Annotated in this window: 11 protein-coding genes; 8 read left to right on the plus strand and 3 right to left on the minus strand. The window is 46.0% G+C overall.

What is annotated here, in order from left to right; genetic code table 11:
* The first annotated feature begins 171 nt into the window (after positions 1 to 171).
* The 7 genes from rhaD (at position 172) to MKX40_RS06715 (ending at position 13,394) form a co-directional block, all read left to right on the plus strand.
* A complete protein-coding gene (gene rhaD / locus MKX40_RS06685; RefSeq protein WP_339240336.1) occupies positions 172 to 1,017 on the plus strand; it encodes a rhamnulose-1-phosphate aldolase in 846 nt (281 codons plus the stop codon).
* 326 nt (positions 1,018 to 1,343) lie between these two features.
* Entirely contained in the window at positions 1,344 to 3,161 is a 1,818-nt protein-coding gene (locus tag MKX40_RS06690) for an APC family permease (protein WP_339240338.1), read from the plus strand.
* A 344-nt stretch (positions 3,162 to 3,505) separates the two neighbouring features.
* Positions 3,506 to 4,468, plus strand: coding sequence for a sugar ABC transporter permease (locus MKX40_RS06695; protein ID WP_339240340.1), 963 nt, complete (start codon positions 3,506 to 3,508; stop codon positions 4,466 to 4,468).
* Positions 4,465 to 5,286, plus strand: a complete 822-nt coding sequence (locus MKX40_RS06700; RefSeq protein ID WP_339240342.1) for a carbohydrate ABC transporter permease — start codon at positions 4,465 to 4,467, stop codon at positions 5,284 to 5,286. The genes MKX40_RS06695 and MKX40_RS06700 overlap by 4 nt, the downstream gene beginning before the upstream one ends.
* A gap of 388 nt (positions 5,287 to 5,674) precedes the next feature.
* The gene (locus MKX40_RS06705) at positions 5,675 to 7,033 is read left to right on the plus strand and encodes an ABC transporter substrate-binding protein (protein WP_339240343.1); all 1,359 of its coding nucleotides are present in this window, start codon (positions 5,675 to 5,677) and stop codon (positions 7,031 to 7,033) included.
* A 433-nt stretch (positions 7,034 to 7,466) separates the two neighbouring features.
* Positions 7,467 to 13,043 (plus strand): 5'-nucleotidase C-terminal domain-containing protein, encoded by a 5,577-nt coding sequence (locus tag MKX40_RS06710; protein ID WP_339240344.1) that lies wholly within the window; start codon positions 7,467 to 7,469, stop codon positions 13,041 to 13,043.
* 132 nt (positions 13,044 to 13,175) lie between these two features.
* Positions 13,176 to 13,394 carry an immunity 17 family protein gene (locus MKX40_RS06715; RefSeq protein ID WP_339240345.1) on the plus strand — a complete coding sequence of 73 codons (219 nt, stop codon included), beginning with the start codon at positions 13,176 to 13,178 and terminating at the stop codon, positions 13,392 to 13,394.
* A gap of 457 nt (positions 13,395 to 13,851) precedes the next feature.
* Here the strand turns inward: MKX40_RS06715 and MKX40_RS06720 are convergent, their stop codons facing one another.
* Complete coding sequence (locus MKX40_RS06720) at positions 13,852 to 16,443, minus strand: glycine betaine ABC transporter substrate-binding protein (RefSeq protein ID WP_339240347.1); 2,592 nt, start codon at positions 16,441 to 16,443, stop codon at positions 13,852 to 13,854.
* Complete coding sequence (locus tag MKX40_RS06725; protein WP_339240348.1) at positions 16,409 to 17,638, minus strand: glycine betaine/L-proline ABC transporter ATP-binding protein; 1,230 nt, start codon at positions 17,636 to 17,638, stop codon at positions 16,409 to 16,411. The genes MKX40_RS06720 and MKX40_RS06725 overlap by 35 nt, the downstream gene beginning before the upstream one ends.
* A gap of 501 nt (positions 17,639 to 18,139) precedes the next feature.
* Between MKX40_RS06725 and MKX40_RS06730 the strand changes: the two genes are divergently transcribed.
* Positions 18,140 to 18,715: a GbsR/MarR family transcriptional regulator gene (locus MKX40_RS06730; RefSeq protein WP_339240349.1), complete on the plus strand. Its 576-nt coding sequence runs from the start codon at positions 18,140 to 18,142 to the stop codon at positions 18,713 to 18,715.
* Between the two features lie 128 nt (positions 18,716 to 18,843).
* On the opposite strand, the gene MKX40_RS06735 is transcribed toward MKX40_RS06730, so the two are convergent.
* Positions 18,844 to 20,469: a helix-turn-helix domain-containing protein gene (locus MKX40_RS06735; protein ID WP_339240350.1), complete on the minus strand. Its 1,626-nt coding sequence runs from the start codon at positions 20,467 to 20,469 to the stop codon at positions 18,844 to 18,846.
* Positions 20,470 to 20,592: the final 123 nt, after the last annotated feature.

A 20,592-nucleotide genomic window follows, 5' to 3' on the forward strand; every position in this document is an offset into this window, starting at 1 on the left:
TATTTTTTTGTTTTATTTTCAAATAAACAAAACTAAACAAAAATAAATAAAAGATTATTTCTTTGTTTGTTATTGACTACCAAAGATAAACAAAGGTATAATGAATGTGAAAAAAGGAACTTACTATGTACGTGGCAAGCATATGATTTTTAATATAAGGAGAGATTGATCATGAACGTGACCCTTACCAACGCCAACACACAGGCTGCAGGTTTCGATATTCCATTTGTTCGAGAGATGGCGGAGATTACACAACATATGTGGAAGAATGGCTGGGATGAGCGCAATGGAGGCAATGTCAGCTATCTGCTGGAGGAAGAGGAAGTAGCACCATATATCGATATCCATCATGTGATCCGCAAGATCAAACCAGCATTTTCGGTGCAGGAGCTGGCAGGCAAGTATTTTATCGTGACAGCATCGGGTAAATATTTCAAAAATGTACTCGCTGATCCGGAGAGTAATCTAGGGTTGCTGCGTGTATCGCAAGATGGACAGGAGCTGGAAGTGCTCTGGGGATTGAAGTCGGGGGCGAATCCAACCAGTGAATTACCTACACATTTTATGAGCCATATTGAACGTTTGAAATTGGACCCGAACCATCGGGTGGTCATGCACAACCATGCCACTCATGTATTGGCCATGACGTTTATCCACGAATTGGATGAGGCCAGATTTACGAAGACCCTCTGGCAGATGTGCACCGAGTGTGTAGTTGTATTCCCGGATGGCATTGGCATTATTCCATGGATGATTCCTGGATCGAACGAGATAGGCCGCGAAACGGCGGAGAAAATGAAAGAATACCACGCGGTCATCTGGCCGCAACATGGCATCTTTGGAACAGGTACAACGATTGACGAGGCTTTTGGTCTGATTGAGACGATTGAGAAGGCAGCCCAAGTGTATATGCTGGTTGCTGGTCACGAGATCCGGCAGAGAATTACGGATGAGCAGCTGATCACCCTGGCGCAAGCGTTTGGCGTAACCCCTCGTCTCGGCATTTTGGACAGCTAAAGAGAAGCTTAATAAGGAAGCTGCACAGGTCTGGACAAGGCAGATGCAGGGAAATTACATTGCTGTACAGTCAACGCATAGATCAAGGAAGTGGTCTTTGGTTCATTGAACCGAAGGTCATTTCCTTTTTTTTGACGAACAAACGTCATTTTGGTTCAAAAAAGTTCAAATTGCTGAACAAGAATGGCTTTGTTATCGATTATTGAATCGTAGAATGCATTATCACGCGCTGGCGAAATTCGGGTGAAATGACGTATTGTCAATGGCTCTGCGATTTTGCATAATAACAATGCTTCACAGATGAGAGATGGAAGGAAGTTATGATCATGCTTGGCAAAATGAAGAGAATCTTAATAGGCAAGCCAATGAAATCGGCTGAACTGGATGGAGAAAAATTGGGGAAATGGAAGGCGCTCGCCATCCTGTCCTCGGATGCCCTATCGTCCGTTGCCTACGGTACGGAACAGATTTTGCTGGTGCTCGTTGCGGCCGGATTCGCCGCCCTGTGGTACTCTGTTCCAATTTCCATCGCCGTGCTGGGATTACTCGTCATTTTAATTTTTTCCTATCGCCAGACGATATTTGCTTATCCAACAGGGGGCGGCGCTTATATCGTAGCCAAGGATAACCTGGGTACAACATCCAGTCTGATTGCCGGAGGATCTCTGCTGGTCGATTATATTTTGACCGTTGCGGTAAGTTCGTCCGCAGGCACGGATGCGATTACATCGGCTTTTCCTATGCTGCATGACTACAGTGTTGTGATTGCACTCATTATGATTGTTTTTCTAACCATTATGAATCTGCGGGGAGTGACGGAGTCGGCGTCTGTGCTGGCGATCCCCATCTATCTGTTTATCTTTTCGATTGCAATTCTGATTATCTCGGGTGGAATCAAATTTCTTGCCGGGGGCATGGAAGCAGCTGCACCAGAATTCGGAACAAGTCTATCCCATGTGAGTATGTTTCTGTTATTGAAAGCATTCAGCTCCGGATGTTCGGCCTTGACTGGCGTGGAAGCGGTAAGTAACGCGATCCCGAACTTCAAGCAGCCAGCCGAGAAAAATGCCGCGGGTACATTACTGCTTATGGGTTGTATATTAGGAGCCATGTTCATCGGTATCACCTTACTGGCTTATGGGTACGGAGTGAAGCCTGATCCCAAAGCAACGGTCATTTCCCAGATTGCTGAAGCGACGTTTGGCAGGGGCACGATGTATTTTATCATCCAGGGTGTAACGGCGCTGATCCTGTTCCTGGCTGCCAACACAGCATATTCGGCTTTTCCGCTGCTATCCTTCATGATGGCAAAAGATAAATTCATGCCACATGCATTTATGGTCAGAGGAGACCGCCTTGGTTTCTCGAACGGAATCATTTTTCTTAGTGTGATGTCTGCCTTACTGGTGGTTGGGTTCAAAGGAAATACGGAAAGCCTGATTCCGCTCTATGCGGTAGGGGTGTTCATTCCATTTACCCTGTCACAACTCGGTATGATGATTCGTTGGATCAAAGTCAAACCATCTGGCTGGCAGATGAAACTGCTCGTGAATACGATCGGTATGCTGACTACATTATCGATCACCCTGATCTTTATTTTCACCAAGTTCACGCAGACATGGGTCATTTTTATCTTTTTGCCGGTTGTTGTCTATGTGTTCATGCGTATTCACCGTCACTATTGCAACATTGCCGATGAGCTACGAATTGACATTCAGGTGGAAAAACCAGCCCACAAAGGCAATACCATCATCATTCCCGTTGCTGGCATTACCCGGGTCGTCATGAATACGATCAGTTATGCGCAGACGATGTCGGATCACGTGGTCGCGCTGTACATTGGATTCGATGATGAGGCGATACGCAAGATGGAGCAGAAGTGGGAAGAGTGGAATCCCGGTGTTCGTCTGGTCGTGATCAAATCGAGATACCGCAGTATTATGGGGCCGCTGAAGAAATTCATTGATACCGTGGAGTGGAAAACGGCCGAGACCGATCACATCACCGTATTGATTCCGCAATTCATCACCAAGCATTGGTGGCAAAATGTACTGCATAACCAGACCAGCTTCATGATCCGGGCCTATCTGATCAATTACAAAGACGTGATTGTCACCACGGTGCCCTATCATCTGAATCGTTAACTTGAACAGCTCATCGCTTCATCCCGTTTGAAAGATTTACAGATTATTGTAAAATGAGTCACGTTCTTTAATAGGTATACGTTCATATTCCATTAACACATCGAACCGCAAGGATATCTCCAAAAAGGGGAGTACTTGCGGTTTTTTTGTCGTGTAATCCGGTCTGGATACCGCTTTCGGAAGGATGCACATTTGCGTAAAGTCCCTTGTCCATGATTAACGTTACGTTGATTCAGAATGAATTTTGCTGTGACATTCGACTCTTACACTAGATAACGTGGTGCTGAAGTGGATGTAACCTTTCACACACACTGAATGCGTGAAACAAGGGGGAAGAAAATCCGATGAGTGAGCTTGATAACCGGATCAGCTTGCCCGCGGCCAAACGGCGTGTATCAGGTACGAGTGAGCGCCGGGCAACCTCGCTGCGTGTGCAGCGAATGCGGGAGAATCTGCTGGCCTATGGTTTCCTGGCACCATCGCTGCTTTTGTTTGCAGTGTTTCTGTTTTACCCGATGTTTAAGTCCGTGTACCTTAGTCTGCATTCCACAGATCCGACGGGGCAGATTGCAGCTTATGTAGGAATGGATAACTTCAAGGCGGTGTTCCAATCGGGGCTGTTTATGCAAGGCATGAAAGTGACATTACTATTTGTCCTGTTTACAGTACCTACGGGTATGTTGGCCGCTCTGATTCTGGCTGCACTGACTCACAACCGTTTCAAGGGTATGCGTGTATTCCAATTTGTGTTCTCTCTGCCCGTGGTATTATCCGTCGGTTCGTCAGCGGTCATCTGGAAGTTTCTATTCCATCCGACCCTGGGCATGCTGAATTATCTGCTTGGCAAAGTAGGCATTGACCCAATCCCCTGGCTTACCAGCCCGGACTGGGCACTGATTTCGATCTCCATCATGACCATCTGGATGAACCTCGGATTTAACTACATTATTCTATCCAGTGGTTTGGCAGGCATACCGGATGAGATCTACGAGAGCGCCAAGATTGATGGTGCAGGAGCAATGCTTACGTTTCGTAAAATCTCGATGCCGCTACTGTCACCAACGTTATTTTTTGTTACGGTCGTATCGATCATTGGCGCTTTTCAATCGTTCGGTCAGATCAACATTCTAACCCGGGGTGGCCCGATGGACAGTACAAATGTGTTTGTCTATTCCATCTATCAGGAAGCCTTCGTTAATTTCCGCTTTGGTACAGGTAGTGCACAGGCACTGATCCTGTTCGTGGTAATTATGCTGCTGACCCTGATCCAGTTCAAATGGGTAGAAAGGAAAGTGCATTACCAATGAGTGCGAGATGGACAAAAACGCTGTTGTACGGAGCACTGACCATTTGTGCGGCACTGGTACTGTATCCGGTGATGTATACCTTTTTCATGGCTGTCATGACGCCAGAAGATGCGAGCGCTTATCCGCCGCATATCATTCCGAATTCCATCGATCTGTCCAACTTTAGCGAAGTATTCGATATTGTTCCGATCGGTCGATTTATCGGCAATACCTTCCTTGTCGCAGGACTGACGACACTTGGTCAATTGATTACAGCGAGTATGGCAGCCTATGCTTTTGCGAAAATGCAGTTCAAAGGCAAAAACGTTATCTTCAGCATGTTTGTCGCTACGATGATGATTCCATGGGAAGTGACGATGATCCCGAATTACCTCACGATTCGCAGCTGGGGCTGGCTGGATAGTTACCAGGGGCTTACGGTGCCATTTCTGGCGACAGCGTTTGGTACATTCCTGCTCAGACAGTTCTTCATGCAGCTGCCCAAGGAGTTGTTCGAAGCAGCGAGGATCGATGGTTGTGGTCATATTCGTTATTTCATATCGCATGTTCTGCCTTTGTCCCGTCCGGCACTTGGAACACTGGCAATCTATTCATTCTTAAGCATGTACAATTCGTATCTCTGGCCGTTGCTGGTGACCAATACACCGGAGATGAGAACCGCACAGATCGGGATCTCGATGCTGGAGTTCCAGGAATCCACAGCGTGGAATCTGGTATTTGCCGGAACCGCAATGGTGATTCTACCATCCTTACTACTCCTGATCTTCGGCTTGAAACAGCTTGTCCGCGGAATGGCCGCAGGCGCGTTGAAGGGGTAAGGAGATAGTATTTCACAAGTATTCAAGTGAATGGAATATCTGAAGGTTTTGATCTTAAGTTTTTAATCTAAAGGTTCCGTATTAAAGATTTTGATTTAAACCTTGTATCTTCGTACAAGGTCTTAAGGGTTGGATACCAGGAGCGAATAAATGAGGCTCGCATTTTCAATAAGTCTCTTGAAGAGCTGCAAAAGTAGTGAAGGAGAAGAATCGATTCTGAAGAAGCGAAGCGTTCGCCTTTATCACCGGATTTTCCCCTTTGAGAGGGGGAATGAAAAAAATCCGGGGATAACAGCGATCAAAAGAACGATTCATATCCGGAACGGCCATCTTGCAGCACCTATGCACTTATGATTGCGCGAGCCATATAAAAGGAGAGCGATTTCGGTTGAAAAAAAGAGGAACATTTGCATTAATGCTGGCAGCACTCATGTTGGTTATCTCAGCTTGCGGAACAAAAGCGGAAACAAGTAGCCCGGCGAGTGGCGCTCAAGCAGAAGCGGCTGCCGCCGAAACAACACAACTGACGTGGTGGCACTCCATGTCTGGCGCAGGGGAGAAAGCCATTAATCAACTCGCCTCTGATTTTAACGCCAGTCATCCGAACATTCAGGTGAAGCCCATCTATCAAGGGAAGTACGATGAGAGTCTGAACAAACTTAAAGCATCCATGGGCTCGGACAGCGGTCCTGACATTATCCAGGTCTACGAGATTGGCAGCAAATTCATGATTGATTCAGGCATGATTACGCCGGTACAACAGTTCATCGACAAGGATCAGTTCGATCTGTCCCAACTGGAACCAAACATCATCCGATATTACACGATTGATGGCAAATTGAATGCCATGCCGTTTAACACATCCAACCCGATCCTGTACTACAACAAGGATATGTTCAAAGCAGCAGGTCTGGACCCGGAGAACCCGCCGAAGACGTATGAAGAGTTTGAGCAGGCGGCGAAAGCATTGGCGAAAGACGGCAAGCCAGGTGCGTCCATGGCGATCTACGGCTGGTTCATGGAACAGTTCTTTGCAAACCAGAATGCAGATTATGTAAACAATGGTAACGGAAGAACGGAAGCAGCTACAGAGTCTCTGTTGAATTCCGAAGCAGGCGTGAAGACGTTAACGTGGTGGAAAAAGATGATCGACGAGAAAACCCTCTCCAATCTGGGGCGTAGCACAGACGATACAACAGCAGCATTTACCGCTCAGCAGATTGGTATGACTCTGGATTCCACGGCTGGCCTGCGCAAAATCGTGGAAGGTTCAGGTGGCAAGTTTGAACTGGGAACAGGCTTCCTGCCTCGTCCGTCAGATGCCAAAGAGGGTGGCGTTGTGGTTGGCGGAGCAAGCCTGTACATCATGAATAACAAATCGGAAGCGCAACAGCAAGCAGCATGGGAATTCATCAAGTATTTGGCTACACCAGAGGTGCAAGCGAACTGGAGCGTTGCGACAGGATATTTCCCTATTACGACAGCAGCCTACAATGAGCAAGTATTAAAGGATAATATGGCGAAGTACCCGCAATTCCAGACAGCCGTCGATCAATTGCACGCTTCCGCGGATTCGACAGCAACATCCGGGGCATTAATGGGTGTATTCCCTGAAGCGCGACAACTTGTCGAAGGAGCGATTGAAACGGTCCTGAATGGACAAGGTACACCGCAAGAAGCATTGGATGCAGCAGCCAAACAAATTACGGACAAAATTGCGCAGTATAACAGTACGGTGAAAAAATAATTGTAGGCTAATCTCAAAATAAAGATGCGGCGATCATTCCTGATCGTCGTGTCTTTATGATTTTATGAATTTTAACCAGTGAGACTTAAGTTGGACTTTTCTTGATGTATGGAGTCATAGGTGTTATCACAAAATGTCGAAAGAAGATATGCTTTACATTTTGTATGTTAGTTTAGATGACGCAAATTAGTTTTTTATGCACAGACATGGTAGATATAAGGTTCAAAAAGTCACAATTAGTACCCGTTATTAGTCCTATATGAAAGAGAATGATGTGATTTTGTTTATTTTTGTAATGTATATGTTCTATTTTCTTTCATAACGAAGAAATATTGTTTACACAGGTCGCTTATTCAGTTATCTTATATTTGAACTAATGTACAAGCTGTCTGAACAAATGATTGAAAATTCATAACATGGGGGTAGGAGAAAGATGCAAAGTAAGCAAATAAAGAGTTGGCTTCGATTATTCTTAGCTGTGGTGCTGTTGATTACCGGAGCTATACCTGCTGGCTTATTCAACAGCAAAGCCGCCGCAGCTGACGAGCCATTAACGGTTACACAGGCGCTCGCTCTTGGTTCGGATGATTCAACCGCTACAGTTGAAGGTTATGTTGTAGGGACCTACAGCAACGGTCCAAGTGTAAATTCGAATCCACCCTTTACTGTAGACACCAATTTTGCTATTGCGGATAGTCCAACCGAAAGAGATATTAGCAAAATGATGCCTGTGCAGGTACCCACATCTGTTCCTCGCAGCACGTTCGGACTACTAAGCAATCCCTCCTTGTATCAATCCAAAGTGCGTATTAACAACGGTACGTTATCTCAATATTTCACTTCTAAAGGTATACGCTCCGTTGCATCAACAACCTTTCAGCTCATGGATGAGACACCCGAAACGGAAGTAGCCAATGTTACAGCTAACCCATCTTCAGGGGAAGTTCCGGCAGGAACACAGGTGACCCTAGGAACAACTACAGTCGGTGCTGCCGTATATTACAAGTTAAATGATGAAAATGCGTTTCTTCCTTACACAGTTCCCATTACGGTAAATAATGCCATACACATTGAAGCCTATGCACATAAAGAAGGCTTGCTGGATAGTGCAATTGCTTTGTTTAATTACACCATCGTGGACAATACGCCAATCTTAATCTCTGATGCCAGAAACAAACCGGAAAACACTTCAGTTACCGTTCAGGGGATTGTCACCTATCGAGAGGAATCCGGAGGGATGGCAAATCTATACATTCAGGATGAGAATGCCGGTATCGTCATTCGGGGCACGGATTCAACTGTGGAGCCCGGTGACCGGATAGAAGCATATGGTCCGCTCACCATTTATAACGGTCTGCTCCAGATCGAGAAGGATAAAGCAGGATTTCCAGGCGGATATATCAAGATTTTAGACAAAGCACAAGAAATTCCTGAACCGCTTGTATTGACCTCCAAGGATTTTACACCTGCTGAAGGCGGAGGTAAGGGTGCGGGCGGCATTTATGAAGGAATGCTTGTCGAAGTTCATGGGGTTACAGTGACAAGAAGCAGTAGTTCCACCTTTTTTGCGACAGATGTCGATGGTGGAGAGATCACGATCTATGCCAAGAATAGCCCCACTGCACTATCAACAGGCAAAACATACGAAAAAGTGACAGGTGTCATGACTTACCACACAAGCTATGGACTGGAACTAATCCCGCGTACAGCAACGGATGTTGTCGAAAATCTGCTTTCTGTTACAGCTAGTGTTCCGTCAGGTGGTATTGTCAAAGGATCAACCGTGACCTTATCCTCACCAACAGCAGGAGCGGAAATTTATTATTCGGTTGATGGAACAGAACCAACCCAAACATCTACGCTTTATAGTGGCCCGATTACAGTAGACGAAGATACCGTGGTTAAAGCGATCGCCGTATCAGGCGGCAATACAAGTCATGTATATAGCTTTACGTACACCGTTCTTCAGGAACTGGACAACCTGAGAATTCACGATATACAAGGCGCATCTCATAGCTCCCTGTATGATGGTCTGGCTGTCCAGAATGTTGAAGGTATCGTGACTCATATTGTAAATGCAAGTTCGTTCTATATGCAGGAGATCCCTGGCATGGAAGATGACGATATAAAAACATCTGAGGGTATCCTTATTTATAAATCCACTCATGGCATGGCGGTAGGCAACAAAGTCAGCGTATCCGGTCAAGTGAAGGAATATGCGACAGCAACGACCGAGCTGGCGACAACAGAAATAGTGGCTACAGCAATTACGGTTGAGGGTGAAAATCAGACACTGCCTGAACCTGTGATCCTTGGGAAGGACGGACGAATGATCCCTAACGTCATTGATTCGGATCAGTTCGGTGAGTTTAATCCGGATGTGGATGCAATCGACTTTTACGAGAGCTTGGAAGGCATGAGGGTGCAACTCGATCAAGCCACGATTGTCGGTCCGTATTCAAGTGAGCCAGGGCTGGCAGTCGTAATCGATAATGGTCCGAACAATCCGTTACGAACACCTGCAGGAGGCGTCATTCTGACAGGAGATGGTGTAGAGCCGTTTGAGAGTTCACTTAATCCGCAACGACTGTTCATCAATAAAAAACCATCCCAAGCGGTCAAAACGGGAGACAAGCTGGATGGCTCTGTGAAAGGGGTTATGACATACTCCAATGGGAACTTTAAAGTGATTCCTGAGGGTAATCTTCCGGCAATCACACCGAGTTCTCTTGCACAAGCCATAACCAATATTCAACCTACGGATGACAAATTAACGATTGCAACGTTCAATGTAGAGAATTTCAGTCAAAAGGATGCGGCTAGAGCGGTTAAAATTGGCGGTATTGTTGTAAATAATCTGAAAAATCCAGATATTATTGGCATTATGGAAGTACAAGATAATGATGGAGCAACCGACAGTGGAAACACTGCTGCGGATGCGAGCTTCCAGACTTTAATTGATGCAATTGCTGCCAAAGGTGGTCCCACGTATAAATACACAGATATCGCTCCGGAAAATAACAAGGATGGCGGAGCACCAGGTGCCAACATTCGAGTTGGGTTCCTATATAAGGAATCAAGAGTGTCCTTGAAAGAAGGAATTAAAGGTAATGCGACAACAGCAATTCAGGTAGGCGCTGACGGCAGTCTCTCCAATAACCCGGGTCGTATTGCACCAGGGGATGAGGCGTTCGCCAGCTCCCGCAAACCGCTTGCCGCTGAATTCGAATTCAATGGTGAACGTGTAGTGGTGATTGCCAACCACTTCAATTCCAAAGGCGGAGACCTGAAACCGTTTGGAAGCATACAGCCTGCCACTCGAAGCAGTGAAGTTCAACGTGCGAAGCAAGCTGCGCTGGTGAATGGCTTTGTGAAAGACTTACTAGATAAAGACCCAGAGGTAAATGTTGCTGTTCTCGGTGATTTCAATGACTTCCAATTCTCAAATACCTTGAACATTGTTGAGGGTAATGAACTGGACAATTTGGTAAACGAACTGCCAGAAAACCAGCGGTACTCCTACATCTACGACGGCAACTCTCAGACGCTGGATCACATCCTGGTGAGCAAAAATCTGACTGAAACGGCAGCCATCGAAGTGGTGCATGTGAATGCAGATTTTGAGGCAGCGGATGGACGGGTGAGTGACCATGATCCACTGCTCGCACAATTAAGTATTGGAGAGCCGGTGGAAGAAGGAGACTTCAACCTGCGCGTACTGCACACGAACGATACCCATGCGCATCTGGATAACATTCCGCGCCGAGTTACGGCAATCAAGGAAGCACGCAATGATAACACGTTGGTGCTGGATGCAGGGGACGTTTTCTCAGGCACATTGTACTTCAATCTGTTTAATGGTTTGGCTGATCTGGAGTTCATGAACATGATCGGATACGATGCCATGACCTTCGGTAATCATGAGTTTGATAAAGGTCCGAGCGTACTGAAAGAATTTATTGAGAAAGCAGAATTCCCATTCGTGAGCGCCAATATTGATTATTCAAAAGATGCGAATTTGAGTGGTTTGTACAACGATAACATCGGGAATCCTGGTGAAAAATCCGAGATCTATCCGGCGATTATTACGGAAGTGAATGGTGAGCGAGTTGGTATTTTTGGACTGACGACACCGGATACAGTATCTCTTTCTTCACCGGGAGATGACTTGAAGTTTGTAGATTATAAGGCAAGTGCACAAGCAACCGTACAGATGCTGCAAAATGAAGGTATCAATAAAATCATTGCTTTGACTCACCTCGGCTACTCAGAGGATCTGAAATTAGCTGAGTCCGTAGAAGGAATCGACATTGTGGTAGGTGGGCATTCACACACCATTCTGAAAGAACCGATTATGGTGGGCAGCCAGGATGAGCCGACATTGGTTGTACAAACTGGTGAATATGACGTGTCTCTTGGTCAATTGGATGTTACGTTTAATGAAGCAGGTATATTGAAAAAGTGGAACGGCAAATTGCTGAGTCTGGATGCAAAAGATGCTAACGACCAATTCGTCTATGCTGATGATGTGGAAGCCGCAAACAAGCTGAAAGATTATGCGCCTCAGTTGGAACAATTCAAGAAAACGGTTATCGGTAAAACGAATGTCTTCCTGGATGGAGAACGGGGCACTGTGCGGAAACAGGAAACCAATCTAGGAAACCTGATGACAGACGGCATGCTGGAAAAAGTGAAATCCATTGTAAAGGAGAATGATGTCAAAGGATACATCGCGATCCAGAACGGCGGCGGCATTCGAGCTTCATTCCAGACAGGCGATATTACGCTGGGTAATCTCTTGACTGTGATGCCATTCGGTAATAACCTGTCTGCGTTAAAAATGACAGGTAAGGAAATCACAGCCGCGCTGGAAAATGGAGTAAGTGGTGTGGAAACAGGAGAAGGGCGCTTCCCGCAAGTGGCAGGTATGCGGTTCTACTACGATTCCACGAAACCGGGCGAAAAAATTGATGCTACGACCAACACCGTAACCCAAGAGGGCCAACGTGTGGTCAAAGTTCAGATTAAAAATGCAGATGGTACGTACTCGGATATCGATCCGAACGGGTATTATATCGTTGCTACCAATTCATTCATGGCTAACGGTGGAGACTTCTATCGTGCGATGAGAACGGCGAAAGATGATAATCGATTCTACGAATTGAATCTGGTCGATTATGAAATCTTCCATGAACATCTGGACCGTGTAGGTACAGTTAATCAAAAGACCGAAGGACGCAGTATGGATCTGAAGGGCACGCCACTTCCTGGTGACGGAAATGGAAGTAACCCTGGTAATGGTGGCGGCAATAATGGCAGTAATCCGGGCAGTGGCAACAGTGGTGGAGGATCTACAACACCTACTCAGCCGGTAACTCCAACCACACCGACTACGCCAACCAACCCTACGAACCCTACTACACCAACCGTTCCTGGTAATGAAGGAGGTACGAGTCCAACCACTCCGGGTGTAGACCTGAAAGATATCGGGAATCACTGGGCAGCAGCTGCCATTGAGCAGGCCATTTCCCGGGGAATTGTGAACGGGTATCAGGATGGTAATTTCCGTCCAAATGCACCAGCCACACGCGCCGAATTCATTGTTATGCTGGCAAGAGCATTTGAACTTCCAGCCAGCAACAAGGCTTTGACGTTTAAGGATGCTGCTGGCATACCTGCGTGGGCGCAAACCTTTATTGCCCAGGCAGTGGAGCAAGGCATCATTAGCGGGTATACGGATGATACCTTCCGTTCATCGGGCAAAGTATCTCGTGTAGAGATGACGGTTATGCTCGTCAGAGCACTCGGTCTTCCGGTACAGTCCAATCCGACACTGAGTTTCGCGGACGCAGATAAAGTACCAACCTGGGCTGTTCCATACATCGCTGCTGCTTATGATGCAGGACTGGTGAAGGGAACAGGGCAAAATAGATTTAACCCTCTCGTTGAAGCAACACGTGCGGAAGTGGTGACCTTGTTATTGTCGGCAATTGAATTGCAAAAGCAATAAACGCATATACAGACGGTTTAGAACAGCTCGCAGGCTTCCATCTGCGAGCTGTTTTTTTACTAATTAATGCCTGTTCATTTTCACCAAGCGAAGGTATAGTAGACAGGATTATATTGAAGGAGTGTTGACGAAATGCAAGAACAACCCGTATTAATCGCACTATTTGCCATCGCGGCAGGAATTTTTAGTTTGCTCGGTGGGATCAACAATTGGGACTGGTTTATGAAGAGCTTTCGAGCAGGGATTTTTGTGAAGACCATTGGACGGCAGGGCGCAAGAGTGGTATATGGTATTCTCGGTGTTGTCATGATTGTCATTGGTGTATTACTGCTACTGATTGATAAAGTGTAGGAATAGAAAAGAAAAGAAAAAATTTGTAGAGCCTGAGTACATAATTCAGTTATACAGCCTTTAATGTAGAAGGTAACAATTAGTACGTCTAGCTTTATGCTTGAGATTTTTGAGACTAGTTAGGGTGTGGAGATTAGTATTTTAAAATGTCTTGAAGTCAATGCCTCTATCCTTGGGGAAAGGTAGTTAATTCTCTAAGGAACTCAGGACGCCTTATTTCGCCTTCAGCTCTTCTTTTTACAAAGTAAGGAACATCAGGCACGTTATTTACTGGAATCTCTAATAAAAGCAATGCAAATGACTGTTTTATTCTGATATAGGATGTCTCAGGTTCTTTAGATTACTGGAATCAGTTGATATCCTTGAATAAGGCGTCTCCGATTCGTTACTCAAAAAGACCACCGAAAAATTTCGGTGGTCTTTTTACCAAATTCAGGTTTAACCATCTCAAACTGGTTTAATTATCTTTTAAATCTTCAATAGAGTTGATGTCCATATAGGTTGGAACAACCAGACCTGTTTTGGCACCGTCCATATTCGGACCGAGATCATCGATCTGATCCTTATACTTGTTGTAATAATCGGATGAAGTAAGTGGTAACCACGCAGCTGGCGTAGCATCTACATCACCGTTGGCGATGCCAGTCCACATTGGACCAATTTCAACTTGAAGAGAAGTTACGTTGTAACCGAGTTTTTCCTTCAGAACATACTCCAGCAAGTTGGTACTTGCGATTTCGGAGTCCCAGGCTACATAACTTAGTTTGATGGGGTCACCATTCACTGGAGTTAGACCTTTGGTCCACTCAGCCACCTGGTCACTATGCTTTTCTGCATAAGCGGCAGCAGCTTGCTGAGCATCTTCTCCATTCTGAATAGCGATCATAATCTCACCCATCTCTTCGGTTGTCCAAGAGAAGCGATCAAGGAATTCATAAGCGACAGGTTTGTCTTCCTTTAACCCTTTGCGGGCAATGGTATGAATCTGCTCGGCTTCACCGTAGACGCCTTCTGGATCCTCCAGATATTTCAGATCATACGCGTTGAACATCCAATGTGGTGTCCAACCAGTAACGATGACCGGTTCCTTATTTTTTACTGCTTTATCCAGCGTAGCTGTCATTGCGGCTCCTGAACCTTCAACCAGTTTCCAGTCAGACAAACCATATTTCTCAATGGCGCTTGCTGTAGATCTCATAATTCCGGCACCCGGATCGATACCGATAATTTGATGATTGACCTCTTTACCTACATTGGCACTTGCCGATGGAGCGGAGGAAGAAGTAGCACCTGTCTCCAGATCTGCAATCGAATTTACATCCGTCATGTATTTAGGAACCACGAGGCCCGTACGTACACCCGTCATGTTTGCACCCAGGTCGTCCACCTGGTCTTTATAACGTTCCCAGTAGTCAGCGTGTGTCAATGGCAACCAAGCTGCTGGAGAGGCATCTACATCGCCTGAGGCAACACCTGTCCACATTGGCCCAGCTTCTACTTGCAGAGCGTTAACTTTGTAACCAAGTTCGTTTTCCATCACATATTTCAGCAAGTTGGTACTTGCGATTTCGGAATCCCAAGCCACATAGCTTAGTTTGAATGCATCACCGTTCACTGGAGTCAGACCTTTGGTCCACTCAGCAACCTGATCAGCATGCTTCTCGGCATATGCTTTAGCTGCTTCTTCAGCAGAGGTACCTTCCTGAATGGCAGTCATCATTTCACCCATTTCATCGGATGTCCACTTAAATCGGGACAGGAATTCATACGCAACAGGGTGATCTTCTTTCAAACCTTTACGGGCGATGGTATGAATCTCCTCCGCATCACCAAAAGATTTCTCTGGATCTTCCAAATATTTCAGGTCATATTTGTTGAACATCCAGTGCGGAGTCCAACCTGTAATGATGATAGGTTCTTCATTTTTGATTGCTTTGTCCAGCGTGGCTGTCATGGCTGCACCAGAGCCTTCAATCAGAGTCCAGTCAGTCAGCTTGTAGTCTTCAATCGCTTTTGCAGCGGACTTCATGATACCCGCCCCTGGATCGATACCAATAATCTGATAATTAACTTCTTTACCTACAGCGTTGGCTGCTGAATTGTTGCCACCAGCGGAAGTTGTGCCACCAACGAAGTATTGTGAGAAACCAGCGACAAGCACAAGGAATGTTGCCGCAGCCGTGATCCATGCTTTTTGCTTTGCTGTAACGCGTGAGGTCTTTTTGCGACCTGGCATAAACAGATTTTGTGTAAAACGGTCCAATACAATCGCGAGTACAACAACGGCAAGACCGGCTTCAAAACCTTTACCGATTTGCAGCTGTGTTACCGCACGATAGACTTCCGCACCAATACCTTGTGCACCGATCATGGATGCAATAACAACCATGGACAATGACAACATGATCGTCTGGTTAATACCGGACATCACGGTAGGCAAAGCGAGTGGAAGCTGTACTTTGAACAACTTCTGCATGGAGGTCGAGCCGAATGCATCGGCTGCTTCAACCAATTCGCCAGATACTTGTCTGATACCCAGATGAGTCAGACGAATCGTTGGTGGAATCGCAAAAATAACGGATGCGATAACACCTGGTACGACACCAAGGCTAAAGAATGTAACTGCAGGCAGCAAGTAGACAAATGCAGGCATTGTCTGCATGAAGTCAAGCAGCGGTGTGATTATGCGTGCTGCAGTTTTGCTATATGCCAGCCAGATTCCGACCGGAACACCAATCAGAATGGAGATTAATCCTGAAGTGATAACCAGGCCGAGTGTGTCCATGGATTGGGACCAGTACCCAAGGTTATCTACCAGTAAGAATCCAATCACCGTAAATAGTGTCAATGGGAGGCGACCTACGAGGAACGCTAGAACACCCAGTATCGCAATGAACAGAAGCGGATGGGGCAACATGAACAGCCCGGAGAAGAATCCGACTACTGCCTGAATAACAACAGAGATTACATTAAACAATCCGGAGAGCGAGGAGCTCATCCAGTCAACGATGGATTCAATCCACGATGCTAGTGGTATTTTGGGAATCATTCACAAGTTCCTCCTTTACTGCAACTTCACCGCTAAGTGCACCCAGCAGGGCACCGCGGACGATAACACCTTGCAGACGGCCATTCTCACCAACAACAGCGAGAGGCACATGGGCTGAACTTACCATTTCGAATAATTCATGAATCAAAGTCTCAGGCGCAACAGTAGGCCCGTCTGTGATCAGAATGTCGTTTAATACTTTATTTTCGCGCATCGCACGGGTAGCATCTTCAGCTGTGATGACACCAAGCAGTTTTTTCGAACGGTCAATGACAAACAGGTTGGAAATTCCGCGTTCGCGCATTAATTCGAGGGCAACACGAGGACCACGATCAAGTGTAATCGTTTCAGGGCGACGCATTACGTGGGATGCTGTAAGGACCTTGGACAGATCCACGTCTTCGACGAAGCGGGCCACGTATGAGTTGGCCGGTTGAATCATAATCTCTTCCGGTGTACCAATCTGCACAACTGCGCCGTCTTTCATGAGGGCAATACGATCGCCGATGCGCAGCGCTTCGTCCAAGTCATGGGTAATGAAAATAATGGTCTTTTTCATTTTATCCTGAAGCTCGATCAACTCATCTTGCATATCACGACGAATCAATGGATCAAGTGCACTGAAGGCTTCATCCATTAGTAGTACTTCCGGGTCATTGGCAAGTGCACGCGCCAAGCCGACACGTTGCTGCATCCCGCCACTGAGTTCATCTGGCATTTTGTCTTCCCAGCCTTTCAGGCCAACCAGCTCAAGTGAGGTTTTTGCCTTCTCCCGGCGAACTTCCTTATCTACTTTTTGTATTTCCAATCCATACTCCACATTATCAAGAACGGTACGGTGCGGGAATAACGCAAACTTCTGGAAGACCATGCTAATCGTTTTCCGGCGCACTTCGCGCAATTGTTCTTTGTTCATCTTGCGTAGATCCTTACCATGGACCAGAATTTCTCCGGATGTTGGTTCAATCAGACGATTGAACATCCGAACCAGTGTGGATTTACCACTCCCGGACAGCCCCATAATAACGAAAATCTCGCCTTCCTTAATATCCATGTTGACCCGGTTGACACCAACCGTTATCTGTTTTTCTTTGGCCAACTTTTCTTTACCCCAACCTTGCTCCAGTAATTGCAGACCTTGCTCGGTTTGGGGCCCAAACAATTTACTTACGTTTTTCACTTCAAGTATGGTCATGTTTTCACCCCTTCTGATGTGTTGTGCACTTCGAACGGCTTTCAGCATCCATAAGCCCATACACTTATGCGCCCAGCCACGAAATCCGGTAGTTGTTGCTTCGCTTCCCGTCTTTCTGGGTAACGAGTTTAATACTAACAATACTTAACCAGTATATCAACCGAATAAACAGTACATAATGTTTGTACAGTAAAAACTGTACAAAGTTTTTCGTCCAAATACTCCGTCATTCTCCTTATTCTGGCTTATAAGGCAGCTTTACATTTGACAATGCTTTTCCTACAATAGAAAATGAGCTGAATTGAAGCTGAATTTTTTGGTTAAAAGATAGTCATAGGCAATTGTAGCCTGGTAAAGTTCCCATTTTCATACATTGGGTGAATGAAAGCCCTCTGGCATATATGATGTCCGGCCGAGAGCTTTCCCATGTAAGCAGGACTTTTAAAGTGTTGCAATGATTTCGCCAAAGACTGTGGAATGTTCAGAATGGAGGTTGCAAGCATGGGCTTGGACCATTTACAAGAGGAACAGCAGGCAACCGTGCTGAAGATTCGTAAGCGCGTTATTGAAGCCATTGGACGTAATATGGATCTTTACGGGGTTACGCTGTCTACGGGACACTTATATGGATTGCTATTTTTTGCAGACAAACCAATGACCCTTGACGATATGGGACGGGAAATGGAAATGAGCAAAACGAGTATGAGTACAGGTGTACGAACACTGCTGGATTTGAAAATGGTAAATAAAGTGTGGAGCAAGGGCTCCAGAAAAGACCTATATGAAGTGGAATATGACTGGCATCAGACGTTTACGGATTATTTTGCGATTAAATGGAGAAAAGCCGTGGAGAGTAACCTTCAGGTTCTACGCAAATCGATTGAAGAACTGAATCGACTAGTTGAAGATCTGGATGAAGAGACGGATGTTGAACTAATCCGGACCCTGATGGAAGACAAACATAAGATTTTGCAAGCGGAAGCATATTACAAATGGTTGGATCGATTGATTGATACCATGGAAGATGAAGAGATATACAAGCTGGTTCCGAAGGAAGAGATCAAGGAACATCTATAATGACATGCAAAGGGCCCTTTCCGTTAGAGGAGAGGGCCCTTTTGGCTTGTGCAATATCTTACTGAATTATAATGAAGGAACACGATGTAAAAGATAACTTTGCCCATCGTATCGACCTATGTTCACATTTAATGTCCAATCAGACCTGCATGAGGAAAGGCTACAGGCTGCTGTGAAATCTGTTGCAGTTCATTCAGTATCTGCATTTGGCCACCTGGAGTCCAGCATAACTGATGCCAATTCGAGATATCGTGAACGTTACCTTGTAACACGGCAGGGGAGCGATTCCAGGATGCCGTTTGCTTCATGCGCCGGAACACCTTTTCACTGGCAGGCTGAAGCGAAGCGCGGTGAATCAACAGGTAATCCGTGTCCAGCACGGGGATACTATCTGCTGCATAATCATACCGGGAGATGTCGGGAGATATAATCTGGGCAGGGAGCAGTCCCAATTCAGCATACAACAAATGATTTAATGGATGCTCGCCAGTTCCTTGTAAGCGAATGAACTGATTCGTGACCTCCATCAGAGTCAACCGTTTTTGTCGGAAATAAGGTTGTAGGTTCAATCCTGCTTCAAGTTTGCGAAACTCAAGTTCCTTGAAGTTTAGCAACGCTTGCTTCTCGCGTCCGACCAGTTCGGCTATGCGAAAATGGTTCTCTTTCCAGTCATCCGTGGATTCCAAGATGACGGTGGGAGCAATATTTTTCAGTCGATCGTAATAGGGCTTGTGGTAAAAGTCACCGATGATCAGATCTGGCTTCGCATGCCGAAGTTGATCTAATTGTCTGGTTAATTGACGTTCATGTTCATATTCATCCGATTCCCGGTCAAGAACTCCTTCCAGCACAGCTACAGGGCGCAATCCAAGCGAAGTCAGATTCTGATCGAATCCCATGATGGATGCCGTAGCTACGCGAAGTTGATCTTTTTTCATATATACGCTGGGAGCAATCCCCAAGGTTTGTTTGAATTTGCGGCTAAAATAATACTCGTTGCCATACCCTACAGATACCGCGACGTCTTTAAGAATACAGTTTTCTTCGGTCAGCTGTTTTTTGGCTTCATCTATCCGTAAACGATTGAGATAATCGGTCGGCGACATGCCTTTGGCTTTCTTGAAACTGCGTGAATAGGAGCTGGGTGTGAGACCGGCAATCTTCGCAAGCTGATCCATGCTGATTCCTTCACTCATGTAGCGTCGCATATACATAATGCTGCGTTCCAAGGCAGGGTCCACTTTCTCATGATTGGCTTCCAGCCGGTTCTCCGAGAGAAACTGCAGCAGTTCATGCAATTGGCCATGTATGCTGATAAAGTGATCTGGCTGACAGCCCCGATAGGTCTCATACAGTTGTTCCAAACGTGATACAGCCTGCTGCTCGTGACGAACTAGCAACCTGCCTGTTTGCCAATCCAGCGGAAAGCCAGGTGAAGAGGTCATTTTCCACTCGCCTCGCACTTGCTGCAAACGAACGGTATCCATGCTTAGCAAAATACATTCGGTCACCTTCGAGCGAGCAGCGGCCTCGATGGTTGTACCTGGCTTCAGTACATATATGCTGCCCGCTTGAGCCGGATAGGCTGTATCATTCAGGACCAGAACACCGTCTCCTTGTAAAATAAGACAGAGCATGGGCCGGGACACCGTCTTGCCTTGCACACGGAAATTCTCCCCGCGACGCATACGGCACATGGAGGAGAGGAGCGGTAGAGATGAGGTTTCAGCAATGAAGGGAAACTGTTCAGTCATACGGACCATCCTTTTGTCTTATTTTCTTAATGATAACAATTATCATTCTCATATGGAAGATGTTTTTTCAAATAGTTTTCGACAACCAAAAAAGGATTACCAAGAGCCACTAGGGCTGCAGGG

The organism is Paenibacillus sp. FSL R5-0517 (assembly GCF_037974355.1).
In the GTDB taxonomy this organism is placed as follows: Bacteria; Bacillota; Bacilli; order Paenibacillales; family Paenibacillaceae; genus Paenibacillus.